This window comes from Acinetobacter sp. YH16031, from assembly GCF_013417335.1.
Classification (GTDB): domain Bacteria; phylum Pseudomonadota; class Gammaproteobacteria; order Pseudomonadales; family Moraxellaceae; genus Acinetobacter.
In genome coordinates this window covers 69,025-93,361 of the sequence record NZ_VPED01000003.1, presented here as the reverse complement: position 1 = coordinate 93,361, position 24,337 = coordinate 69,025, and the positions used below count along the sequence as shown (strand labels likewise).

At 44.4% G+C, this 24,337-nt stretch carries 26 protein-coding genes; 16 read left to right on the top strand and 10 right to left on the bottom strand.

Annotated elements, in window-relative coordinates; all coding sequences use genetic code 11:
- Positions 1-14: 14 nt before the first annotated feature.
- The 4 genes from FTV31_RS02395 to FTV31_RS02380 are packed head-to-tail and all read left to right on the top strand — an operon-like array spanning position 15 to position 5,868.
- Positions 15-2,018 (top strand): M3 family metallopeptidase, encoded by a 2,004-nt coding sequence (locus FTV31_RS02395; RefSeq protein WP_180012857.1) that lies wholly within the window; start codon positions 15-17, stop codon positions 2,016-2,018.
- A 17-nt stretch (positions 2,019-2,035) separates the two neighbouring features.
- The gene (locus tag FTV31_RS02390; RefSeq protein ID WP_004783323.1) at positions 2,036-2,974 is read left to right on the top strand and encodes an ABC transporter permease; all 939 of its coding nucleotides are present in this window, start codon (positions 2,036-2,038) and stop codon (positions 2,972-2,974) included.
- A 7-nt stretch (positions 2,975-2,981) separates the two neighbouring features.
- Positions 2,982-4,130, top strand: coding sequence for an ABC transporter permease (locus tag FTV31_RS02385; protein ID WP_180012856.1), 1,149 nt, complete (start codon positions 2,982-2,984; stop codon positions 4,128-4,130).
- A gap of 10 nt (positions 4,131-4,140) precedes the next feature.
- The gene (locus FTV31_RS02380; protein ID WP_034701592.1) at positions 4,141-5,868 is read left to right on the top strand and encodes an ABC transporter ATP-binding protein; all 1,728 of its coding nucleotides are present in this window, start codon (positions 4,141-4,143) and stop codon (positions 5,866-5,868) included.
- 46 nt (positions 5,869-5,914) lie between these two features.
- Here FTV31_RS02380 and FTV31_RS02375 read toward each other — a convergent pair whose 3' ends face one another.
- The 4 genes from FTV31_RS02375 to FTV31_RS02360 all read right to left on the bottom strand — a co-directional run bounded on the left by FTV31_RS02375 (position 5,915) and on the right by FTV31_RS02360 (position 8,966).
- Complete coding sequence (locus FTV31_RS02375; RefSeq protein WP_153561902.1) at positions 5,915-6,415, bottom strand: hypothetical protein; 501 nt, start codon at positions 6,413-6,415, stop codon at positions 5,915-5,917.
- Between the two features lie 83 nt (positions 6,416-6,498).
- Positions 6,499-7,542 (bottom strand): 23S rRNA pseudouridine(2605) synthase RluB, encoded by a 1,044-nt coding sequence (rluB, locus tag FTV31_RS02370; RefSeq protein WP_004783318.1) that lies wholly within the window; start codon positions 7,540-7,542, stop codon positions 6,499-6,501.
- A 42-nt stretch (positions 7,543-7,584) separates the two neighbouring features.
- Positions 7,585-8,175: an SMC-Scp complex subunit ScpB gene (gene scpB / locus FTV31_RS02365; RefSeq protein WP_005234269.1), complete on the bottom strand. Its 591-nt coding sequence runs from the start codon at positions 8,173-8,175 to the stop codon at positions 7,585-7,587.
- Positions 8,172-8,966 (bottom strand): ScpA family protein, encoded by a 795-nt coding sequence (locus FTV31_RS02360; RefSeq protein ID WP_180012855.1) that lies wholly within the window; start codon positions 8,964-8,966, stop codon positions 8,172-8,174. Before FTV31_RS02360 ends, scpB begins: the two co-directional genes overlap by 4 nt.
- A 447-nt stretch (positions 8,967-9,413) precedes the next feature.
- Between FTV31_RS02360 and FTV31_RS02355 the strand changes: the two genes are divergently transcribed.
- Positions 9,414-9,977 carry a hypothetical protein gene (locus tag FTV31_RS02355; RefSeq protein ID WP_125278774.1) on the top strand — a complete coding sequence of 188 codons (564 nt, stop codon included), beginning with the start codon at positions 9,414-9,416 and terminating at the stop codon, positions 9,975-9,977.
- 26 nt (positions 9,978-10,003) lie between these two features.
- Here FTV31_RS02355 and FTV31_RS02350 read toward each other — a convergent pair whose 3' ends face one another.
- From FTV31_RS02350 to FTV31_RS02340, 3 genes are all read right to left on the bottom strand, one after another.
- Complete coding sequence (locus FTV31_RS02350) at positions 10,004-10,276, bottom strand: hypothetical protein (RefSeq protein WP_125278773.1); 273 nt, start codon at positions 10,274-10,276, stop codon at positions 10,004-10,006.
- Between the two features lie 38 nt (positions 10,277-10,314).
- Positions 10,315-10,932 carry an L-threonylcarbamoyladenylate synthase gene (locus FTV31_RS02345; RefSeq protein ID WP_004783309.1) on the bottom strand — a complete coding sequence of 206 codons (618 nt, stop codon included), beginning with the start codon at positions 10,930-10,932 and terminating at the stop codon, positions 10,315-10,317.
- Between the two features lie 84 nt (positions 10,933-11,016).
- Positions 11,017-11,679 carry an elongation factor P hydroxylase gene (locus tag FTV31_RS02340; RefSeq protein WP_180012854.1) on the bottom strand — a complete coding sequence of 221 codons (663 nt, stop codon included), beginning with the start codon at positions 11,677-11,679 and terminating at the stop codon, positions 11,017-11,019.
- Positions 11,680-11,778: 99 nt separating this feature from the next.
- Here FTV31_RS02340 and FTV31_RS02335 point away from each other — a divergent pair, with 99 nt between their 5' ends.
- From FTV31_RS02335 to lysM, 6 genes are all read left to right on the top strand, one after another.
- The gene (locus FTV31_RS02335; protein WP_004811191.1) at positions 11,779-12,336 is read left to right on the top strand and encodes a DUF177 domain-containing protein; all 558 of its coding nucleotides are present in this window, start codon (positions 11,779-11,781) and stop codon (positions 12,334-12,336) included.
- Between the two features lie 77 nt (positions 12,337-12,413).
- The gene (gene rpmF / locus FTV31_RS02330) at positions 12,414-12,596 is read left to right on the top strand and encodes a 50S ribosomal protein L32 (RefSeq protein ID WP_004279227.1); all 183 of its coding nucleotides are present in this window, start codon (positions 12,414-12,416) and stop codon (positions 12,594-12,596) included.
- Between the two features lie 247 nt (positions 12,597-12,843).
- Positions 12,844-13,830: an ACP S-malonyltransferase gene (gene fabD / locus FTV31_RS02325; RefSeq protein ID WP_180012853.1), complete on the top strand. Its 987-nt coding sequence runs from the start codon at positions 12,844-12,846 to the stop codon at positions 13,828-13,830.
- Entirely contained in the window at positions 13,827-14,561 is a 735-nt protein-coding gene (gene fabG, locus FTV31_RS02320; protein ID WP_180012852.1) for a 3-oxoacyl-ACP reductase FabG, read from the top strand. The genes fabD and fabG overlap by 4 nt, the downstream gene beginning before the upstream one ends.
- 86 nt (positions 14,562-14,647) lie before the next feature.
- Entirely contained in the window at positions 14,648-14,884 is a 237-nt protein-coding gene (gene acpP / locus FTV31_RS02315; protein WP_004783299.1) for an acyl carrier protein, read from the top strand.
- A 182-nt stretch (positions 14,885-15,066) separates the two neighbouring features.
- Positions 15,067-15,576, top strand: a complete 510-nt coding sequence (lysM, locus tag FTV31_RS02310) for a peptidoglycan-binding protein LysM (RefSeq protein WP_034701613.1) — start codon at positions 15,067-15,069, stop codon at positions 15,574-15,576.
- Positions 15,577-15,700: 124 nt separating this feature from the next.
- Here the strand turns inward: lysM and FTV31_RS02305 are convergent, their stop codons facing one another.
- The gene (locus tag FTV31_RS02305; RefSeq protein WP_180012851.1) at positions 15,701-16,168 is read right to left on the bottom strand and encodes an Lrp/AsnC ligand binding domain-containing protein; all 468 of its coding nucleotides are present in this window, start codon (positions 16,166-16,168) and stop codon (positions 15,701-15,703) included.
- Positions 16,169-16,308: 140 nt separating this feature from the next.
- Here FTV31_RS02305 and FTV31_RS02300 point away from each other — a divergent pair, with 140 nt between their 5' ends.
- The 4 genes from FTV31_RS02300 to FTV31_RS02285 all read left to right on the top strand — a co-directional run bounded on the left by FTV31_RS02300 (position 16,309) and on the right by FTV31_RS02285 (position 20,709).
- Positions 16,309-17,568, top strand: a complete 1,260-nt coding sequence (locus tag FTV31_RS02300; protein ID WP_005234282.1) for a D-amino acid dehydrogenase — start codon at positions 16,309-16,311, stop codon at positions 17,566-17,568.
- Between the two features lie 35 nt (positions 17,569-17,603).
- Positions 17,604-18,716 carry an alanine racemase gene (gene alr / locus FTV31_RS02295; protein ID WP_180012850.1) on the top strand — a complete coding sequence of 371 codons (1,113 nt, stop codon included), beginning with the start codon at positions 17,604-17,606 and terminating at the stop codon, positions 18,714-18,716.
- Positions 18,717-18,754: 38 nt separating this feature from the next.
- Positions 18,755-19,117, top strand: coding sequence for a RidA family protein (locus FTV31_RS02290; protein ID WP_034701622.1), 363 nt, complete (start codon positions 18,755-18,757; stop codon positions 19,115-19,117).
- 152 nt (positions 19,118-19,269) lie between these two features.
- Entirely contained in the window at positions 19,270-20,709 is a 1,440-nt protein-coding gene (locus FTV31_RS02285) for an amino acid permease (protein WP_180012849.1), read from the top strand.
- A 55-nt stretch (positions 20,710-20,764) separates the two neighbouring features.
- Here the strand turns inward: FTV31_RS02285 and FTV31_RS02280 are convergent, their stop codons facing one another.
- Both FTV31_RS02280 and FTV31_RS02275 read right to left on the bottom strand, forming a co-directional pair.
- The gene (locus FTV31_RS02280) at positions 20,765-21,217 is read right to left on the bottom strand and encodes a CopD family protein (RefSeq protein ID WP_004783286.1); all 453 of its coding nucleotides are present in this window, start codon (positions 21,215-21,217) and stop codon (positions 20,765-20,767) included.
- Positions 21,218-21,240: 23 nt separating this feature from the next.
- On the bottom strand, positions 21,241-22,470 hold the full coding sequence (locus FTV31_RS02275; protein WP_005234293.1) for a beta-ketoacyl synthase N-terminal-like domain-containing protein: 1,230 nt from the start codon (positions 22,468-22,470) through the stop codon (positions 21,241-21,243).
- A 275-nt stretch (positions 22,471-22,745) separates the two neighbouring features.
- On the opposite strand from FTV31_RS02275, the gene FTV31_RS02270 reads away from it, so the two are divergent.
- Entirely contained in the window at positions 22,746-24,248 is a 1,503-nt protein-coding gene (locus FTV31_RS02270) for an EcsC family protein (protein ID WP_180012848.1), read from the top strand.
- Positions 24,249-24,337 lie beyond the last annotated feature (89 nt).

The following is a 24,337-nucleotide window of genomic DNA, read 5'->3' as shown; positions in this document are numbered from 1 at the left end:
AGCTGGAGATGATGATGACATTAAAATACTTGAAATTTACCACACTCTGTCTGGCGATGATCGGGGGAGCTCAAACCGTCATGGCGGAGACCCAAACCCAGCTTTTGCCTTTATTCAAGGCTACAGAAATTCCGGCATTGTGTGATGCCAATCTGGATAAAATGCAAAAAGATATCCAGAAATTTGAAAGCCAGAAAATCAAAAATAAGGCTGAAGCCCGTCCTTATCTGGCAGCTTGGGATACATTGCAGGCATCGATCGGTGATTTTGTTTCACCTATCGGTTTATATAGTAATGTCGATCCTGATCCGGCCTTGCGTCAGGCGGCAGATGACTGTGAACTGAAAATCAGTAAATACCTGACTTCCATGTATCAGAGTCCAAAACTGTATGCCCAATTCAAGAAACTGAAAGTCACAGATCCGGTCGATGAGAAATTCCTGAAAGATATTCTGAATCAGTTTGAAAAAACCGGGGTACAACTCAGTGCAGAGAAGCAGAAGCGTCTGAAGGAAATTATTGAAGAAAGCACCAAACTGGGGCAGGACTATTCCAAGAATGTACGTGATAACCCTGAAAAAGTTGAATTCACTGCTGCAGAGCTGAAAGGTTTACCTGAGAGCTATATTGCCGGTTTAAAGAAAAATGAAAAGGGAAATTATCTGCTTGGCTTCGACTATCCGGAATATCAGCCGTTTATGGAGCTGGCAGAGAGTGATGAAGCACGTAAACGTTATCAGACTGCCTATACCCGCCGAGGGACTGAGAAAAACCTCGAATACATGAAAAAGGCCATTGATCTGCGTTATGAACTGGCTCAGCTATTCGATAAAGACAGCTATGCGTATGTTGCCTTAAAAGATCGTATGGCCAAAACCCCAGAAGCAGTCAATAGTTTTCTGGATGAGGTTTATGCCAAAGTTGCACCATTAGAAAAGCAGGATGTTGAAGAATTACGTCAGTTCAAGGCAGAAACCTTAAAAATTCCTCTGGAAAAATCAGAAATTGAGCGTTGGAGCCAAGGCTACTGGAGTGAAAAACTGCGTCAGGCCAAATACAAAGTGGATCAGGAAAAACTGCGTGATTATTTCCCGACTGAAGCGGCTCAAAAATGGTTATTTGCCGTGTCCTCCGATTTATATGGGATTGAATTCAAGCCGGTAAAAGTCAAAGCCTGGCACGATGAAGTCGAATATTATGCCGTGCATGACAAAGCCACCGGTGAGTTTATGGGCGGACTTTATGTCGATAAATACCCACGTGAAGGCAAATATGGCCATGCTGCAGTCTGGGGTGTTTATGGTGGCAGCCGTTTAAATCATCGCCGTCCGGTATCTGTTTTGGTGACTAACTTCAACCGTAAAGGTCTGAACAGTAATGAACTGGAAACTTTTGTACATGAAATGGGTCATGCGCTGCACGGAATTTTATCGAAAACCCGTTATACCGAGCAGTCAGGCACATCGGTAGAGCGTGACTTTGTTGAAGCACCTTCACAAATGTATGAAGAGTGGGCGCGCCGTTTCGAGACTTTATCTAAAGTAGCAGATTACTGTGAACCTGCTTGTCCGCGTGTCGATGAAGCCATGACCGAGCGCTTAAAGAACGTGAAGAATTATGGTCGCGGCCTGCATTATGCCCGTCAGACCCTATATGCTCAGTACGACATGGCCCTGCACGGTAAAGATGCGAAAAGTATTGATCCATTAAAACTCTGGCAGGATATGGAAAGTAAAACTGCGTTGGGTTCTGTTCCAGGTCAGCAATTTCCAGGTCAGTTCGGGCACTTGATGGGTGGCTATCAGGCGGGTTATTACAGCTATATGTGGTCTGAAGTGCTGGCACTCGACATGTTGTCTGCTTATGGTGATCATCTGATGGATCCGAAAGTCGGCATGCATTATCGCGAGACCGTACTGGCACAAGGCGGACAAAAACCGGGCGATCAGATGGTTAAGGACTTTCTGGGCCGCGAACCGGACAGCAAAGCTTTCTTTAATGAAATTTCAGGACATTAAGTCAAGGAAGGAAAGCGATGCTGGCATATATTATTCGAAGGATTTGGCAAATGATCCCCACCATGCTGGGGGTGATTCTGCTGATATTCCTGTTATTTAACTGGGTCGGGGGAGATCCGGCCTATATCCTGGCCGGTAAAATGGCCAATGCTGAGCAGATTGAAAACATCCGTCAGCAGCTCGGGGTCGATCAGCCCTATTACGTACAACTGTGGATTTTTATCCAGCAGATTTTGACCTTTGATTATGGCGTGAGCTGGAGTACCGGTGAGTCGGTATCACAGATTATTACCACGCGTTTGGGGCCATCACTGACCATCCTGATTCCACTGACTATCCTGCAAACGATTGTTTCAATCATTTTGGCACTTGGGGTAGCTTCAGTGCGCGGTTCACTGACTGACCGCATGATCATGATGCTGTGTACCATCGGTATGTCGATCAGTATTCTGGTCTATATCATCGTATTCCAGTACGTCTTGGCTTATGAACTGAGCTGGTTCCCGGTACAGGGCTGGAGCGATAACTTTACTGAAAACTTATTCAAATATGCACTATTGCCAGTATTAATCATGCTGGTGGTGAGTATTGCACCGACTTTACGTCTCTACCGTAGTTTTGTCTTGGATGAAGTCAATCAGGACTATGTCCGTACCGCACGTGCCAAAGGTCTGGGCGAAAGCCGCATTCTGGGCGTGCACGTACTGCGCAATGCTTCGATTCCAATCATTACTGATGTCATGGCGGGACTTCCGGCTTTACTGATCGGTGCTTTCCTGATTGAACGTTTCTTCGGTATTCCTGGCATTGGCCGTGAAGTGATTATCGCAGTTGAGCGTTCTGACTTTCCGGTAATTAAAGCGATTACGGTCTATGTTGCGGCTGCGACCATGTTATTTAACCTGATTGCCGATCTGATCTATAAATGGGTCGATCCACGTGTACAGTTGAAGTAGGTGAATTATGCTGAGTGCGATATTTAAAAAAGAGCAACATACTTCAGCAGTGCCTGAGTCTGCTTCAACCGGATTATGGCAGCTGGCGTTGCGTCGTCTGAAACGTGACCGCATTGCGATGTTCTCCCTATTTGTGGTGCTGTTTTATCTGCTGATGTTGCTGCTTTCCATGACAGGTGTGATTGCCAAGGACTGGAATAAAGAAGTAGCGGTGAGTTATGCACCCCCAAGCTTTATCTATACACCGTCTATGCCTGGAGCGGCAGGTGAAGATCAAAGTACTGAATCTGCCGTAGTACCAGTTAATCCAGTTGATCCTTTAAAAGATGTGATTGCAGAACTGGAAGCAGAAATTGCTGCTGAACAGGGCGCAGGTGTGATTGATTATTATGGTGTAGTCGATCCACTGGCTGAAGATATGAAAGCCATTGATCAGGAATTAGGGGGTCAGTTACTGGATCAGAGTAGTGAGCTTAAACAGAGCCTGTTCTTTGGCGCAGATAAATGGGGTCAGGATGTACTACTGAAAACCATTAAAGGTGCAGAAACTTCGATTTTAGTTGGCCTGATTGCTGCGCTGGTTGCGGTGGTGATTGGTACAGTACTGGGTGCGATTGCTGGCTATTTCGGTGGTTGGGTCGATGATGTGCTGAACTGGTTCTACAATATCTTTACTTCTATTCCTTATCTGTTGCTGGTGTTAGCGATTGCAGCAGTACTGCAACAAAAAGGGATCTTATCGATTATCCTGATTTTGGGTCTGACCGGCTGGACCGGGGTATTCCGCCTGGTTCGTGCGGAATATATGAAGCATACTGCACGTGAATATGTACTGGCAGCGAAAGCCATTGGGGTAAGCAATATGCGCCGTATCTTCGTGCATATTTTTCCGAATGTCAGTCATATCGCTTTGGTTCAAATGTCCATTCTTGCAGTGGCCTTTATCAAGTCCGAAGTCATTCTCAGCTTCTTAGGCTTTGGCGTACCGATTGGTGTGGTGTCATGGGGTAGTATGCTGAATGAAGCGCAAAGCGAGCTGATTTTAGGCAAATGGTGGCAGTTGACTGCGGCATCGGTGGCGATGGCGGTACTGGTGACAGCTTTCTCAATGTTTACTGATGCATTACGTGATGCATTAGATCCAAAACTGAAATAGGAGCGCAGCGATGTCTGAAATGAATCCAAGCACAGCACCCGCGTTACTTCGCGTAGATAACTTACGTGTCAGTTTTAAAGGTGAAAATAAACAGTATGTGGAAACGGTCAAAGGAATTTCATTTGAAATCCCGGCCAATACTACAGTGGCGTTAGTCGGTGAATCCGGAAGTGGTAAATCTGTGACTTCATTAGCAGTGATGGGACTATTAGCACCTGAGAACTCGAAGGTCGCTGAAGACAGTCAGATCCTGTTTGAAGGTCGGGACTTATTGAAACTCAAGTCGAGTGAAATGCGTCAGATCTGTGGCAAAGAAATTGCCATGATCTTCCAGGAGCCAATGTCCTCATTGAATCCAGTGTTTACCGTGGGCATGCAGATCTCGGAAATTCTACGTCTGCATTTGGGCATGAATAAAAAGCAGGCCCGTCAAAGAACACTGGAACTTTTGCAGGAAGTCGGTATTCCTTCACCGGAAACCAAGATTGATGCTTATCCGAGTCAGTTATCTGGCGGACAGCAGCAACGTGTGATGATTGCGATGGCAATTGCGTGTGAGCCGAAGCTCTTGATTGCCGATGAGCCAACGACAGCACTAGATGTGACTATCCAGAAACAGATTCTGGACCTGCTTGAATCCCTGCGTCAGCGCCGTCAAATGTCGATGTTGTTCATCAGTCATGACCTGGCGGTAGTTGGTGAAATTGCGGATCAGGTCATTGTAATGCGTTATGGCGAGATTCGTGAGCAAGGTTCGGTGACAGAAGTCCTGAACAATCCTCAGGATATTTATACCCAAGCCTTGTTACACTGCCGTCCACAGCTGTCGCACCGCCCATTGCGGTTGCCGGTGATTAGCGACTTTATGAAGCAGGATAGTCTGGCGCATGACCTGCATGCGAACGCTCCACTACAACAGGAACGTTCCCGTGGTCTAAAAGGTAATGAAGAGATCATTCTGGATGTACGCGATCTGAAAAAATCCTTCTATAGCCGTAAAGGCCTATTTGGAAAAGATGAATTTCAGGCTGTGAAAGGCGTGTCTTTTCAGCTGGCTAAAGGCAAAACCTTAGGGCTGGTTGGGGAGTCAGGTTCTGGTAAAACCACGATTGGTTTGCTCCTGATGCGACTGCAACAAGCTACAGGCGGCAAGGCGTTGTTTCAGGGTAAAGATATCTTGTCGATGACTGAAAAAGAGTTTACGGCCTATCAGCGTAAAATCCAGATCATTTTCCAGAACCCTTATGCTTCTTTGAATCCGCGTTTTACCGTGGGACAAATCCTGATGGAGCCGATGCAGATTCATCATATTGGCAAGGATGATGCAGAACGTAAACAGATGGCACTTGATTTATTAGAAAGGGTCAGCTTACCGGCTCAGGCCTTCTATCGCTATCCACATGAGTTTTCAGGTGGCCAGCGTCAGCGGATTGCAATTGCACGCTGTCTGACCTTAAAGCCTGAGATTTTGATCTGTGATGAATCAGTGTCCGCACTGGATGTATCCGTACAGGCGCAGGTACTGAACTTATTGCAGGATTTACAGGATGAATTTGGTCTGAGTTACATCTTTATTTCGCATGATTTGTCAGTGGTGAAATATATTTCTGATCAGATCATGGTGCTAAATCATGGTGATCTGGTGGAAATTGCCAACTCAGATGATCTGTATCAGTCTCCGCAACACGACTATACCAAGCGTCTGTTAAGTGCGATTCCTCAGGGTATTCCGCAGTAATTTGCTAAAGTACGAAATAAAAAATGCCCACATTGCTGGGCATTTTTTATGACGGGAATTCACTTTCAGGAAATCGCTGAGCCAACTGCTCGTATATTAATTTTTGGTCTAGCACATGAAATTGACTGAGATTAAGATCATAGTTTTGTGCCGCTGTATGTAATCGGAGCAATACCATTTGATGCTGGTCATTGGGAGGAATTGCAATATATTCAAGCTGCTGAACTTCACTCAATTTACATACCTTACGGTAAGGATGCTCAAAGAGAGACCAGTAGATACTATGCTCAGAAATGACCAGTGCCCGGTATGTTTTTATAAGATGGATGACAAGAACCAATAAGAGGGAGGAACCGATTAGGATACAGGTCCATAGATCCAGCACTTGCAAAGGATGCGTACTAAAATCACGAATAAAATGAAAATCACTAAAAGGGATAGGGCTGCGCTCTGGATCAGCTCTTTGCCAGATGTTGTAATGAACCAGCATAAAATGGATCAGCATCAATATATAGAAGCCGTAAAGCCGGTTAGTCTTAGTAGACATAGGTTTATAATATTGGTTTGTCATTATTATTGTTCTTGCAAAAAAAAAAAGAGCCACCGAAGTGACTCTATCTTATTCAAAGCTTAGAACTTTTTAAAGCCTTTATTCGCACCATATAAACCGCGTGGTGCATTGCCTTCACGGTTTTCGCGGCGACCAAACTGGTTGTCTTCACGGTTGTCACGACGTGCAAACTGGGTGCCATTCTGGTTTTCACGACGACCAAAGCCCTGATCATCGCGACGTTCACGGTTGTTGTATTGCGGCTGCTGCTCATCGGTATCACGGCGTTGCTGACGCAGGTAACCACCACGGCGCGCTGCCATTGGTTTTTCCTGCATACGTTCGTTACGACGTTTCGCCATACCGAATAAGCCGGTACCTTGACGCGGTTTCAGCTCAACTGATTTGGTCAGGTTGTCGATATCCTGTTTATCCAGCTCGATCCAGCGACCTGTACGAAGTTCACGTGGCAGAATCACGGTACCATAACGGGTACGTAGCAAGCGGCTAACTTTCAAACCTTGTGATTCAAAGATACGACGAACCTCACGGTTACGACCTTCTTTCACGACAACTTGATACCAACGGTTGATCCCGTCACCACCTAGTTCAGAGAATGATTCAAACTTCGCAGGACCATCATCTAGCACTACGCCTTTCAGCATGTTGTTTTTCAGTTGTGGAGTCACTTCACCCATGACACGAACCGCATATTCACGTTCGATTTCATTGGATGGGTGCATTAAACGATTCGCCAGTTCGCCGTCATTTGTGAACAGTAACAGACCGGTCGAGTTAATATCCAGACGGCCGACCATTACCCAGCGATCGCCTTGAATTGATGGCAGGTTGTCAAATACTGTTGGACGCTGTTCAGGATCATTACGTGAACAGATTTCGCCTTCTGGCTTATAGTAAATCAGGACACGACGACGGATTTCGTCTTCGATCTGGAACTGCACTTTACGACCATCGATGCGAAGCTCATCACCTGGTTCGATTCGTTCACCCACTTGGGCAATCTGCCCATTCACACTCACACGACCTGCGGCAATGACTTCTTCCATATAACGGCGAGAACCCAAACCAACACGTGCAAGCACCTTTTGCAACTTTTCACTCATGACAGCATAACCTTAGAAATAATTATTCAACAGTTCACCTATTTATGACTTCGGTGCATTCGCATCGAGCGCCATAAAAGCTTCCTTGGCATCCTGCAGGGGAGGCAATTGGCCTAAAGAATTTAAGCCAAACGCATTTAAAAATTGTGGCGTTGTCACTAACAACGCAGGTCTTCCAGGGAGTTCACGAAAGCCGGATTCTTTAATCCAGTTCCAGTCAAACAGCGTACGCAAAATCTGACTGTTATTCGTGACACCACGAATTTGTTCAATATCAGCTCGGGTCACTGGCTGATGATAAGCAATCACCGCAAGCATCTCCAGTAATGAAGGTGACAGGCGTGTCGGTCGCTCGGGCCAGGTCTGTGCAATAATATTACGATATTTTACACGCACTTGAAAACGGTAACCTTGCACAGTTTCAACCAGTTCAATAGAACGGCCATGCATCAGCATGGAAAGCTGTTGTAAATACTGGCGCAGCTCCTGCTTGCTATAGCGATCCTGAAATGCTTCTTTCAGTCGAGCTAAGGAAACCGGGGAGTCACTGGCAAAAATAATGGCTTCCAGCTGCATCAGAATTTCATGCAGATTATCTTCCGCAGACAAGGAGATATTATGTTCTGTGTTCATGCGTGTGCTCCTTGAATTGCGAGCGGTGCCTCAACACCTGAGGCAATAATTTGAATTTTTTGCTGGCGGGTGAGTTCCAACACGGCCATAAAGGTCACGACTACACCCATGCGTCCCTGACTTGGCTTGAGTAATTTATCAAAAGACAAGACTTCACCAGATTCCAGATGGCTTTCAATATAGGCAATCCGCTCTTCCAGTAAAACAGGCTCCTGTTGCACCTGATGAATGACCGGTTCAGGGCGGTTAAAGACACAAAGCAAGGCATCACGCAGCAGATCAACACTATGACCTTCATTGGGCTGGATAAACTCGCCTAAGTGAACATTGGTCTGAAAGGTATCACGTTCCAGAATCGTCATCTGACCCAGACGTTCTGCAGCTTGTTTGATCCGTAAATAATTTTCCAGACGCTCAATCAGGTCCTGTTTTGGATCCTGTTCAACTGCAGCCACGCTTTTCGGTTTAGGCAGTAATAAACGGGATTTGAGATCGGCCAGTAAAGCAGCCATCACCATATAATCCGCAGTTAGCTCAATATTCAGGGATTTCATCGCATCCATATAGGACAGATATTGGGAGGCAATCGGCGCGATATCAACCTGCAACAGGTCAAAACCATTTTTCTGGATCAGGTAGATTAAAAAGTCGAGGGGGCCTTCAAAATGTTCTAACAGAATTTCAAACGCTGCTGGAGGAATATACAGATCCTCTGGAATCGTATTTTGCCATTCATCCAGAACCCGGATGTTTGGAGCAGATTCCATAGCGTTATGGGGCATTTGAGTCATTACAATTATAAGCCACGCGAATTTTCAAAGGCATGAAATGGCTTATTCCCCGAGCTCTTGTCAGGAGAAAAAGCACATAATTTAGTAGTTGGCATTGTACTGGAAAATTTTCGTTAAATAAAATAGATATGCATTCAAAAGCAAAAAAACCATATTTATTTTAGGAGAAATTTTATTTTTTTAATTCGATAAAATGCACAAGTCTGATATTAAACAGCATATTAGCTAAAATTAAATGCAATATAGCCTGGGTGGCTTAAGAAACTGTAACTTCATATAGAAAATTTTTAAAAGATTTTCAGCACCTATTAAATAGTGAATGTGTGAAAGCTCATCAGGAAACATGTGATAAAAATAAGAAAAAACAGTTATCTATCGCCTAAAAAATAAACTAATATAGCCAAAAATATTAATAAATAACAAACATAGATCAGGTTAATTATAAAAATGCCAATCATACTTGTGTTAATCGGCGTCATCGGCTTAGGGGTATTCTGGGGCTATCCTCAATATCAGCTCATGCAGCTTGAAAATGAAATGCGTACCAATCTGAAGTCTGGCGGCTTTTCCAGCTTTGTCGAGCAGGCCAAACCAGTGATGCAGGCCATGAAACTGGATTTTAGCGTACTGGACCAGTATCCTCATATTCGTTTCTATATGCGTAATACGCTTTATACGGGCAAAGATTTACCCGACGGTGTTACTGCAATGGTCAAAACCATGAGCTGTAATTCTATTGATTCTTTTAGGACTATGGAATCCACAGCCCGGACTGCGTTATTGAATGTGCTTGAAGAGGATCAAATCACTTTTCATGTTTCAGTCAAAAACAGGTTTGGTGCTGAACTTGCAACTCATCAGCAAAAACTGTCGGAATGTCCAAACTTCTTGCAGTTAAAACATTATAAAGAAGGTGATCCGTTACCCCCAATGCCAAGTTTGAATAATCAGGTTCCTTCGGTTGCACCAGCGGTCAGTACATCTACTCAGGAGCGTGCAGCGAGCTATTAAATCTTGGCATGCGTGATAAGGTTATTTTAATTCTGCTCTCGCAATACATATTCGATGATACGTTGGCAGGTAGCTGCCAGACAAACATTGCTTGTTGAATAAACTTGTAGAAGTTTTCTTGCCATCGCGATCTCAAGAAAGTATGAGTATTCAATATTGTTGATATTCAGATTTAATTCTGGCTTGGAATTTTTATCGATAGATATTGCCTTGGATTCCAGTGTCCAAGGCAATTCAGCATAGATCAGATGATCGGCAGGAAATTCATTCAGGTTCAGGAGGATATAAAATAAATCCATTTTATTTTCTTCTGAGACTTCATTAGAAGCAGCTTTATTTATTCAAAAGCACTGACATCACCAACACCACGACGAATCACTTCAGGCTGATCTCCTGATAAATCCACAATAGAAGTCGTACTTAATGTGCCCAGTCCACTGTCGATAAACACATCAATCCGTTTGCCGAGCTGCATTTCAATGTCATAAGGATCATCTAAAGGATCCGTCTGATCTGGCAGGATGAGTGTGGAAGTTAGCAGCGGTTCGCCCAGTTCTTGAAGCAGCATTTGACACACAGGATTGGTGGGGATACGCAAACCAATGGTTTTTTTCTTCGGATGCATTAAACGTTTAGGCACTTCGCTGGTTGCCGGAAGAATAAAAGTGGTCACAGCAGGCGTATTATTTTTCAGCAAACGATAGACGGCATTGTCGACTTTGGCATAAGTCGCAAGATCGGATAAGTCACAGCAGATAATGGCATATTGGTGCTTAGGTCCTAGACCACGAATCTGTGCGATTCGCTCCATCGCATGTTTATTCCCGATCTGGCAGCCAATCGCATAGGCTGCATCGGTCGGATAAACCACAACATCACCGGCACGAATACGTTCTACTGCCTGACTGATCAGACGAGCTTGCGGATTATCCGGGTGTACACGTAAATGCAGCATAAATATTCCTCCCAACCTGCCTTAAACTTATTATGAAATGCCTTTGTATAAAGTAACAATGACAAACAGGTAGATTTGTGTAATTTAATCAAGCATTTCACGTTGAAATTCATCAGATTTTAAACTTTTGCCCGCACGGGTGCAGACACAGATACAATCAATGAAGCGTTTGGCATCACGTGGCAGTTTGGCTTCACCACTAAAATAGCGTTGTACCTGAGCATAAACATTATCTTTAAAGCTGGAGCCATCGCCACCATCACCGGTTAAATTATCCAGAGACACACGGAACTTACGGCCAAATGCTTTGGAAAACATCCATTCAATCGCTTGTGGCTTTATTTCGACCTGCTCAAATAATGCCTGCTGTTCCTTGGTGCGGCCATCTGGTGCATACCAGTAGCCCAGATCTGGCAATAGACGACGCTTATCACCAGCAATGGTCCAGTGGCTGATCTCATGCAGGGCACTATTGAAGAAACCATGCGCAAATTGAATGCGGGCAGGGGTATCTTCAGTAGCCGGGAAATATTCTGGTTCAAAATCACCACGGACTAATGTGACATTTAGGTGGGAAAACCAGTGATTAAAGTGTAAGATGAGCCAATCAACCTGTTCTGCTTCTGACGATACATTCGCCCACGGTAAGCGTTGCACTTGCTGTAGTGAGCTGTCAGAATCCAGAGTTGAAAGTGTGCTAACGAGTGATGAAACATTCACTTCTGTTTGCGGCTGCAACAGATGCATGACTGAAATTACCCAATTGGTCTGTCTAAAAATAAGTACAAAATTGTATCTTAATCTTTGACAGAGTTCTGATGAATTTGTAGAATTGCCGCCTTAATTATGTCAGCAAATACCTTTCCGGCACAGATTGAGCCGTTTAAATGGGCTGAACAGGGCTTTAAATGGTCAGGTCAACTGCCTTTATCCCGCTTTGTTCGTATTGCTCGTGAAGCTGTTGGATCAATTGATGATCAATTGATTAACATAGACTGTAAGCTATCAATGGATGCTTATCATCGCATTGTGTGGCTAGATGGCCATGTTGAAACGAAAGTTCCAATGGAATGCCAGCGTTGTCTGGAAACCGTTGAGATTGAACTCGTTTCAGATTTTCATCTTGCCCTTGTGGATGACGAATCACTGATAGAGCGCTTGGATGAGGATGCTGATTTCATCGTCTTAGGTGAAAGTGAAGCAACGACGAAAGGTTCATATGATGCACCTGCCACCGCTGATTTACTGGCACTCATAGAAGATGAATTGTTATTGTTGATGCCGTTGTCTCCTAAGCATGATGTTTGTGAGCATAAGCACCAACCCGCTCAAGAAGAAGTTGTTGAAGAAAAACGGGACAATCCGTTTGAAGTTTTGGCAGCTTTGAAGGGTAAACTTAACTAATTTTTGTGTTATACTCATACGTATAAGACAATCGAATTTGTTCTGATCCATTTTTTCGATATTTGTAAGGAGCCATCATGGCCGTTCAGCAAAACCGTAAAAGTCGCTCTCGCCGTGACATGCGCCGTTCACATGACGCTTTAACTGAGAATGCATTAACTGTAGACCAAGCTACTGGTGAAACTCATCGTCGTCACCACGTATCTAAAGATGGTATCTACCGTGGTCGTCAATTATTCGCTAAAGCATCTGCTGAATAATTAATGATGTATTAAGCGTTAAAGCTTAGTAGAAAAAATGGGAGCGTTAAGCTCCCTTTTTTTATGCCTGATTTTATACATAGGTTTTGTGGTCATCATGTGAAGTCGCGGTTTTTGTTGTATTTGGCAATTACCCAAGCCAAAATTACGTGTTAAATTGCGCTCCACAATGGGTAAGGTGATCTGATCGGCCAATTTTTTAGGTTTAAGAAAAGATTCGCACCTCTTGAATGAAAGGATTTTATTTATGTCTGCTAAACAACTCGAACAAGCAGCTCAAGCAACTAAAACTGCATTTGTGTTCCCAGGTCAGGGTTCACAAAAAGTCGGCATGCTCGCTGAACTTGCAGAACAGTTTAGTGGTATCCGCGATACATTTGCTGAAGCATCTGAAGCGGTGGGTTTTGATCTGTGGCAGATTGCCCAGACGGGTGAAGGTCTGGATCAAACCGAATTTACTCAACCGGTACTATTAACAGCATCAATCGCTTTATGGCGTGTATGGTTAGAGCTGGGTGGGGTAGCACCAAAATATATGGCGGGCCATTCACTCGGTGAGTACAGCGCGTTAGTTGCAGCGGGTGCTTTAAGTCTGGGTGATGCAGTTAAGCTGGTGAACCTGCGTGGTAAGCTGATGCAAACTGCTGTACCTCAAGGTGTAGGTGCAATGGCAGCGATTCTGGGTCTGGATGATGCCAAAGTGATTGAGCTTTGTGCACAAGCAACAGCAGCAGGCGAGGGTTCAGTTGAAGCAGCCAACTATAATGCTCAGGGTCAAGTCGTAGTTGCTGGTAATAAAGAACGTGTAGAAGCCGTAATGGCACTGGCGAAAGAAAATGGCGGTAAAGCGATTGCACTGCCAGTTTCAGTTCCTTCACATTGTTCACTGATGAAACCTGCAGCTGAGCAGTTCGCAACAGCTTTGGAACAAACTGCCATTGAGATGCCACGCATACCTGTATTACAAAATGTAGGCGCAAAAGCAGCTGCGGACGTGACTGAACTTCGTCAGGCTTTGACTGAGCAGCTGTATGAGTCAGTACAATGGACTAAAACACTACAATTCCTTCAAGATGAAGGCGTTGAGTACATTGTAGAATGTGGCCCAGGTAATGTACTGGCCAATATGGCAAAACGTTTACCGAATATCGAAAAAGCACTTCCATTAGATACTAAATCTCGTCTGGAAGATGCGTTGAACACCGTATTGGTGGCAGAAGGGAAAATTGCATGACACAGGAACGTAAAGTTGCCTTGGTGACAGGTGCAAGCCGCGGCATTGGTGCTGCAATTGCACAACAATTAATTCAAGACGGTTATTTTGTCGTAGGTACTGCGACTTCTGAAGCGGGTGCAGAGAAACTTAATGCACAATTTGCTGAAAATGGTGCCGGTAAAGTTCTAGATGTACGTGATGGTACTGCAATTGATGCGCTAGTCAGCGATATTGAACAAAACTATGGTTCTGTGCTGGTACTGGTGAATAATGCCGGTATTACCAAAGACAACCTGTTATTACGCATGTCGGAAGACGACTGGGATGATATTTTAAACATCCATCTGAAAGCCGTTTATCGTTTATCGAAACGTGTGCTGAAAGGTATGACTAAGGCACGTTTCGGCCGTATCATTAATATCAGTTCTGTGGTGGCGCATTTTGCTAACCCAGGTCAGGCGAACTATTCAGCTGCCAAAGCAGGTATTGAAGCATTTGGTCGCAGTCTCGCTAAAGAAATGGGTAGTCGTCAGATTACAGTCAATGCTGTTGCACCAGGCTTTATCGCAACTGAAATGACTGAACAGTTAAGTGAAGAAATTCGCAAAAAAATGAGTGATCAAGTGGCTTTAAACCGTTTAGGTGATCCACAAGATATCGCGAATGCCGTAAGTTTCCTGGCATCGGACAAAGCCAGTTACATTACAGGTACAGTCATTCACGTTAATGGTGGTTTATACATGAGCTAAACGGCACATGTATTAACTTTCCAAATTTTATAGATTCAATTAAACTAACGGCATTAAAAACGCCACAAGCAATGAGGAGAATTCCTGTGAGCGATATCGAACAACGCGTTAAACAAGCGGTTGCAGAACAACTTGGTATCAAAGTCGAAGAGATTAAAAACGAAGCATCTTTCATGGATGACTTAGGTGCTGACTCTCTAGACCTAGTTGAACTTGTTATGTCTTTCGAAAATGACTTCGACATCACTATTCCTGATGAAGATTCTAACGAAATCACAACTGTTCAATCTGCTATTGACTATGTTACTAAAAAACTTGGTTAATACTGATTTTCAGCTTTGCTGAACCTAAAGACCACCGCAAGGTGGTTTTTTTGTGCCTGTAGAATAGATATAGGGTGATTTTACAATCGATAACCTTTTGCTTACCAATGACTAACTTTGTATCTGCTGCTTTCCTTATACAAATAAGAATGATCTGATGAATAACAAGAATGGAGTCCACTATGGGTCTTTTTGATTTTGTAAAAGGCATTGGTAAAAAGAACACTGCAGCTGCGGAGCCACAACAAACACCTGCAGCAACTCAGCAAGCGCCTGCAGCTGCACCTAAGGCAGCACCGGCTGAACCTTCTGCACAGGAAATAGCAAATAAGTTGTTAGGTCATGTCAAAAGCCTAGGACTGCCAATTACAGGATTGTCGATCAGCTATAACTCAACCTCAGATCTGGCAACCGTACGCGGACAGGTACAAAGTCAGGCGGATCGTGAAAAGATTATTTTAGCGGTAGGAAATGTTGATCATGTCGCTAAAGTGGATGACCAGCTGACTGTGGCGAATCCGGAACCTGAAAGTAAGTTCTATACGGTTAAATCGGGTGATACTTTGTCTAAAATTTCGAAAGAGTTTTATGGTGATGCCAATCAGTACAACAAGATTTTCGAGGCGAATCGCCCTTTACTGAAAAATGCAGATGATATTTTCCCGGGTCAGGTACTACGTATTCCTGCCTAGTTTTAAATAATCATCAATATAAATAATAAAATTTTATTTTAAACTTATCTGATTCAGATAAACGGTTCACAACAAAGCCCCTTATGGGGTTTTGTTGTGTCTACCACTTGAACTCGGGTCAGAATTAGGTTCCTACATCCAGATATGAACTTTCCTTTACTTCTTCCATCACCACATAACTATGTGAGGAAGCAGAAGAGGGGAGCTTTTTTAATAAATCCCCAAGCAGACGCCGGTAAGCACTCATTTCCTTTAGGCGGGCTTTCACCAGGTAATCAAAATCGCCCGAGATCAGATGACATTCCAGCACTTCAGGAATTTCACTTAAGTCACGCGCGACCTGTTCAAATACATCGCCCGATTTGGCAGAAAGTTTGATTTCCAGAAATACTAGTAAGTTCTTTTCCAGCTTTTCCGGATTGAGCCGGGCATGGTAACCCATGATGATTCCATCGCGTTCTAGCCGCTTCACTCGCTCGGAACAGGGTGTGGTGGAGAGGTTGACTCGGGAGGCGAGTTCACTGATTGCAATGCGCCCATCGCGCTGCAGGATATCTAAAATCATGCGATCAATGCGGTCTAATTTACGCATCTATTATTCCCTTAATTTTTAAAAATGACGCGAAAAATCTAGTGAATTTGCTGAATATATCAGTTTAAAACAGTGAAATTCACTATTGATCCAAAAATATACTGGTGAAATAAACTATAAATGTCATTGAGGGTAATGTCATGCGCGTAATTGTATTGGGTGGTGGTGTCATTGGTGTAACAAGCGCCTACTATCTTGCGCAGCAGGGAGCAGAAGTGACTGTCCTTGACCGTCAGGCAGGTCCGGCTGAAGAAACCAGTTTTGGTAATGCGGGCCAGATTTCTCCTGGTTATTCGACACCATGGGCAGCACCTGGCATTCCATTTAAAGCAGTGAAATGGATGTTCCAGCATCATGCACCATTGGCGATTAATGTTGATGGTAGTCTGTGGCAGTTACAGTGGATGGCCCAGATGCTGAAAAACTGTAATGCTCAACATTATGCAGTGAATAAAGAACGTATGGTGCGGGTCGCTGAATATAGCCGTGACTGTTTACGTAATCTACGTCGTGATATCGGCATTTCTTATGAAAACCGTTCTAAGGGAACCTTGCAGATTTTTCGTAAGGAAGCACAGCTCGACGCAGTGCAACGTGATATCGAAGTGTTGAAAGAAACCGGCGTGGATTTTGAGTTGCTGGATCGTGAACAGCTGGCCAAAGTTGAACCGGCACTGGCAGAAGCTAAAGATAAACTGGTAGGTGGTTTGCATCTGCCAAATGATGAAACCGGTGATTGCTACCTGTTTACCAATGCACTGGCCAATTACGCCAAAGGCATGGGCGTACAATTCAAGTTTAACCAGCATGTTGAAAAACTGCTATTTGAAGGCGACCAGATCAAAGGTGTACTGGTCAATGGTCAGGTGTTGACCGCAGATAGATATGTGCTGGCTTTCGGTAGCTATTCCCGTGATTTTCTGAAGCCGTTACACCTGGATCTGCCGGTGTATCCAGTCAAAGGTTATTCATTGACCATTCCAATTGTGGATCAGACTCATGCACCGCAATCGACTGTGCTGGATGAAACTTACAAGATTGCATTGACTCGTTTTGATCAACGGATCCGTGTCGGTGGTATGGCAGAGCTAACAGGCTTTAATTTGGGTCTGAATGAAGATCGTCGTGCAACCTTGGAAATGGTGACTCGTGACCTGTTCCCGGGTGGTGACATGGCGCAGGCCAGTTTCTGGACCGGCTTACGTCCAATGACTCCGGATAGCACACCAATTATTGGACCGACACGCTTTAACAATCTGTTCCTGAATACTGGGCACGGTACCTTAGGCTGGACTATGGCCTGTGGTTCAGGAAAGCTGATCAGTGATCTGGTACTGGGTCAAGCACCTGAGATTAGTACTGAAGGCTTGTCGCTGAATCGTTATCAGCAGGTTGCTTAAGCTTTTAAGGATTATCAGTTTCAGGGAAGAAATTTATGCCACGTCCAATACACGCGGTGATTCATCAACAGGCATTGCAACATAACCTGCAAGTTGCACGTTCCTGCGCACCTCAAAGCCAGGTCTTTGCAGTGGTTAAAGCTGATGCCTATGGGCACGGTATTGAACGGGTTTATCCCGCATTAAAAAGTGCCGATGGTTTTGCCTTTCTGGATCTTACTGAAGGAAAGCGTTTGCGTGCCTTAGGCTGTGACAAGCCCTTATTGTTGCTGGAAGGCATTTTTGGCCTTGAAGATTTATTCGACTGCGCCAAGTACGGGATGAGTTTTGCAATTCATGCCCAGCATCAACTGGAATGGTTAAGAAGCTTTGTCCAATTACAGCCAGATGTACAGTTTGATGTCTTTTTAAAAATGAATAGCGGAATGAACCGGCTCGGTTTTTTACCTGAGCAGTATCCTGCCGCTTTTCAGGAATTAAAGAGCATTGAGCAAGTACGCTCCATCAGTCATATGACACATTTTTCCGATGCAGATGGTATGCGCCTTGGACAGGAAGGTATTGAACATCAACAGCTGGTCTTTACCGAAACCATTCAAAATCTGCCTGGCAAAACCTCACTCAGCAATAGTGCTGCCATTCTGCGTCATCATCAGCATATACAGTCAGACATTGTACGTAGCGGCATCATGCTTTACGGCAGTTCACCTGACTATCCCGCCCATACGATTGATCACTGGAACTTAAAGCCGACCATGAGTCTGCGTAGCGAACTGATCGCGATTCAGCAGGTTCGGGCAGGAGACAGCATTGGTTATGGCTCTACTTTTATAGTTGAGCAAGATATGCAGATTGGAATTGTGGCCTGTGGTTATGCGGATGGTTATCAGCGAATCACACAAACTGGAACACCAGTTTTGGTAGATGGGATTCGAACCCAAACGATCGGTCGTGTCAGTATGGATATGCTGGCGGTTGATCTAGGTTCTGTACCTGATGCGCAGATTGGTAGCGAAGTTGTGCTGTGGGGACAATCCATACACGGCACAGTATTGCCGATTGATGAAGTGGCCGCGGGTTCGGGTACGGTTGGTTATGAGCTGATGTGTGCTATCACCCAACGTGTGCCCATACAGATTGAAAGTTAAAGATTAAACAAATACTAGAAATAAGAGAGGATAAAATTATGACGGAACATGCAGATATTCAGCGTTTGAACAGCAATCAGGTCATGAGTGCTGTCACCATTCACAATAAAACGGTGTATTTATCAGGGCAGGTGCCAGACAGCAGCAGTCTGGATATTCGTGGTCAAACGCGGGAAGTGCTCATGAAGATTGATCAACTCCTTAAACTGGCAGGTACAGACAAAAGCCGTCTGTTATCTGCACAGCTCTTTGTTAAAAACTTGGAAGACTTTCAAACCGTCAATGCACTCTGGATTGAATGGCTCGAGGGATGTGGCACACCAGCACGCGCAACCATTCAGGCGGATCTGGTGAATCCCGCCTGGTTAATTGAAATTGCAGTGATTGCAGCACTCCCTTAAGTTGCTTCAGATTTTTATATCTCCCAACTTGATTTTGTAAGCACATCAGGCCTGATCATTTAATTCATTAAATGAAACTGCATCTGCAGTCAGGATTTCAGGAAGAAATCCGATCAGATAAGCGAGGGTCTGATGTGGAAAAGGAACTGAATATGAATACAGCCTCTTCTAAAAATGATGCATCATCATCTCCCCGTGAATTACAGCGTAAGCTCTCTAACCGACATTTGCAGTTAATTGCCATTGGTGGTGCCATTGGTACAGGCCTGTTTATGGGTTCTGGTAAAACGATTGCACTGGCAGGGCCTTCAATCTTGTTTATCTACATGATTATTGGAGCCATGTTCTTTTTCCTGATGCGTGCATTAGGGGAAATCCTGTTATCTAATCTGCACTATAAATCTTTCATTGATATGGCGCATGACCTGATTGGTCCGGGGGCTGGCTATTATATTGGCTGGTCATACTGGCTGGGCTGGATTCTGGTCGGTATTGCTGACTTAGCGGCAATTATTAATTATCTGAATTTCTGGCTGCCACCCGATATGGCTTTTACACCCATGGGACAGGCCATGATCAGTGCTGGTTGTGTATTGCTGGTACTGGGAATTAACCTGCTGACCGTGAAGCTGTTTGGTGAAATCGAGTTCTGGTTCGCCTTGATTAAAATCTTGGCAATTTTAGGTCTGATTGCGATTGGCGGATATATGATCTTCAGCGACTTTCAGGCACCAGGTGGATCGGCTGCCAGCCTGACCAATGTCTGGGCCTATGATGGTTTGTTCCCTAAGGGCACGATGGGCTTTCTTGCTGGTTTTCAGATTGCGATGTTTGCTTTTGTAGGGGTAGAGCTGCTGGGTACGATGGCGGCTGAAACCAAGGATCCGGAAAAGAACTTGCCTAAAGCAGTGAATGCGATTCCTACACGGATCATCCTGTTCTATGTATTGTCTCTGCTGGTGATTATGTCTGTAACGCCGTGGGTAGAAATTCCTGCTGATCAAAGTCCTTTTGTGACTCTTTTCTTGCATGCGGGTATTCCCGTATCAGCCATTATCATGAATCTGGTGGTGCTGTCTTCTGTAATGTCTTCCATGAACAGTGGCGTGTTCTCTACCAGCCGGATGCTGTTTGGTCTGGCACGTGATGGTCAGGCACCTCAGGCTTTGGCTGAGCTTTCAAGTCGTGCAGTTCCGGCTAAAGGTCTGTTATTTTCCTGTGCTTTTATTATGGCAGGTGCGGCTTTCCAGTATTTTGTGCCGAACACGATGGAAGCCTTTACGCTGGCCAGTTCACTCTGTGTGATTCTGTTTATCAGTATCTGGGGGCTGATTATGGTGTGTTATATCCGTTACCGTAAACAGCAACCTGAAAAACATGCCATTTCGACCTTCAAAATGCCGGGCGGAATCTGGATGTCCTATCTGGTGCTGATCTTCTTGTTCTTTGCCTTGGTTATTTTAAGTCTCGAAGCAGATACCATGAAAGCACTGATGATTAGTCCGCTATGGTTAGTAATTCTGTTCACCACCTATCACACTTTGTATAAACCACGTCTTCGTAAACGTCAGCAACTTCTCTCCGGAGAATAAAGTACAGACATAAAAAATCCCCGATCAATCGGGGATTTTTTAATTTTAGGGAATTTTAGAAAGTAGGTTTTACCACCACTAAAATCACTACTGCAAACAGGATCAAGGTTGGCATTTCATTAAAGAAGCGCCAGAACTTATGAGACTTGTAATGTGCATTTTCCATCAGTTTCTTGCGGTAATAACCACATACCAAATGGTAAATGACCAGCAAGCCGACTAGGCCGACTTTCAGATAGAACCATAAGGCTTCATGGTAATGACGCGTTGCATCACCCCAATCGACCAGAAAGTGTGCTGTAATCAGCGTGGCGACCATGGCTGGCCACATAATCCCACGATACAGCTTGCGTTCCATAATTTCAAAGCGTTGATGACTTACGACATCTTCACTCATGGCATGGTAGACATAAAGCCGTGGCAGATAGAACAAAGCAGCGAACCAGCAAACCACAGCAATAATATGTAATGCTTTTACCCACAAGAAAGCATCAGAAGGAGCATCCATCAAGTCACCCTAAAATGGGCGGCTTAGCCTTCCCATTTTTTGAAAACGAGACAAGCATTTACGCCGCCGAAACCGAAACTGTTACTCATCACAGTATTCAATTTTGCGTCACGTTTTTCAAGTACGATATCAAATGGTTTTGCGCCTTCATCCAGTTCAGTCACGTTGATGTTTGGTGCAATAAAGTCATTTTGCATCATCAGGATAGAGTAGATCGCTTCCTGTACACCTGCAGCACCCAGGCTGTGACCTGTCATAGATTTAGTCGAGCTGAGTGGAGGAACCTGACCTTCACCGAAGGCACGTGCCATGGCTTTAAGTTCAGTAACATCACCTGCTGGAGTAGAAGTACCATGTGTATTCACATAGTCAATTTTATCTACGCCATGCTGTTTCGCTTCTTCTAGAGCCATCAGGATACAACGTGTTGCACCTTCGCCAGATGGAGCAACCATGTCAGCACCATCAGAGTTAGCTGCATAAGCCACAACTTCAGCCAGAATATTCGCACCACGTGCCTGAGCATGTTCCAGTGACTCAAGCACCACAAAACCGCCACCACCAGCAATCACGAAACCGTCACGGTCTGCTGAATATGGACGAGAAGCTGTTTCAGGTGTGTCGTTGTATTTAGAGCACAGTGCACCCATCGCATCAAACAGCAGGCTTTGAGACCAGTGATCTTCTTCACCACCACCGGCAAGCATTAAATCCTGTTTACCCAGTTGGATCAGGTTATAAGCATAACCAATGGCATCGGCAGAAGTTGCACAAGCGCTGGTAATCGAGTGTGCAATCCCTTGTAATTTAAATGCGACACCGACGTTTGCTGTAATGGTATTCGACATGTTACGTGGTACGAAGAATGGACCAACTTTGCGTGCGCCTTTTTCTTCCAGCAATTTTGTCATTTCTACTACAGAAGCTGTCGAGTTGCCACCTGAACCACCCGCAATACCATAACGTGGATTATTCGCCAGATCTTCCTGTTTTAAACCTGCGTGCTCAACGGCAGCCACAGCGGCGTTGTAGGCATACATTGCACAAACGCCCATAAAGCGTTTCAGCTTACGGTCAATACCATCAAAATCCTGTTCAGCAGCAGCGCTAACATGACTCTTGAAATTCAGTTCAGCATAAGTCGGATTAAAACGTGTTCCTGAAATCCCGTTTTGTAAAGAGTGATTCACATCCTCTAATGTATTACCAATGCACGAGTTAATACCCATACCAGTGATGACAACACGTTTCATCTACAGATCCTTATAGTTTATCTCTGGGGCAGCGGGAGATATTTGGCGTTGATAAGACAGCAAAATATAGCGCTAACCTCTATTTCACAATGCAGAACATCATAGCAGAAAGATTTTTGAAATCTTATGGCAAATGTTATGCCGTGTGACAGTAGGTTGAGTTTATAAAGTACTGTGTAGAGCTTTTACTAAATGAAACAGAATAAGGTTGAGATAAATGCTGACTACACCTAGTATTTATACCAAATACAAGCACGTGCATGCTGAGGTAAAAAATGGTAAATGCTAATAATAAACAATCTAATGGTCTGATTTCGAATGCCTTTGGAGTGGCGAAAAAGTTCAGTTCAACAGGTTTGGAACTGTTAAATCATGTTGCACCCGATTCTGTGACTAAAACCTTCAATACCGATCATGCTGTTGATGGCTCGGCAAAAGTCAAAAGCCCTTTTGCTTCAAAAAAATATGAAAATCCCAAGGACATGCTACGCGAACATCTTCCAAATGTTTCCCGTCAGCTGCTGGGCCGTCGTTTTAATACCGTGAATAATGTCGCGCATTTTGTTTCTCCCCAGCTGGCCGACAAAGTATCTGATTACTTTTATAATCACCTGAATCAGTTCAGCAATCAGATGAGTTCGGTTGATGCCATTCTGAATGAAGCAGGGGCGAAGGATCTAGAAGAATTAACTCAGGATACTACGCGTTCTCAACGCATTTCTCAGGCGTTTGCCGAACAAAATAAATGGATGGCGACGGTACAAGGTGCGGTGAGTGGCGTTACTGGCGTATTGGGAACCGCGATTGATATTCCAGCTTCTTTACTGATGGCACTGCGTACCATCTATCAAGTAGGACGTTCTTATGGTTTTGATCTGAGCAAGGAAGACGATCAGGAAATCGTACAGCATATCTTTAGACAGATTGATCTCAGTCTGATTGCCGAAAAACAGGCACTCTTGATGGGGCTTAAAGCGCTGAGCAGTACTTTGAAAACGCATGACCTTTCCCAGTTGCAGACTATGCTTGGATCAAGCAATGATGTGGAAACACTGAAAAAATGGCTCAGCAATCAGGATGGCAGCATGAAGTGGGAATGGATGAACCATTTCCCGAAACTGTCTTTATTAGAACAGTTAACCAAACTGACTCCATTGGCGAGTGCAGGGATTGGCGCAGTCTATAGTCATCGCTTTGTGAATGATGTGAACCAGAAAGCTCAAGAAGTATTTTCTCATGCCCGTCAGTATCTGCAGCAGCATCAGGATCTAGGTTTGTCGCCATATGCTGCCTATGAAAAAGCCGTTAACCTGCTCCAGCAGGCGGCACCGAAGCTGATGGAAAATCTTGATCATTCGGCAGCGGACAAAGATAAGCCAATTCTGGATAAAGAAATCCCAATTGAAGGCAATCAAACCATCAAGCAAGTCAAACTGGTTAAGAAAGATCAGGAAAGCTTGAGCCCGGAAGAAGCTGAAGTGAAAAAAGATGAAAAGGTCAGTGAAGGTCTTGATGAATTGACCGATAAACTGGTTGAACACGCCGATGCTAAACAGGAACAAAAACCGGCTATTCCAAAAGACTCTTTTGATGCAGATGCAGCCCTAGAAGAAGAGCTCGGCTTGCAGGAAAATGACACAGAAATGTTACAGGCTGCAGCTGAAGAAGAGACGGATACAAATAATCCAGAAAACTCCGAGACTGCAGACAAACAAACGCAAGCTGAGGAAACTACGGAAGATGTTACAAAAAATGCTGCCACGAAATCGAAAAAATAAGTGATTTTCGCCATAAAATAAACGCTTAAAGTCGAGATGCGATCGTGTTTTGCCTGACTTCGGCATATTGACCGATTTTGCATCTTGAC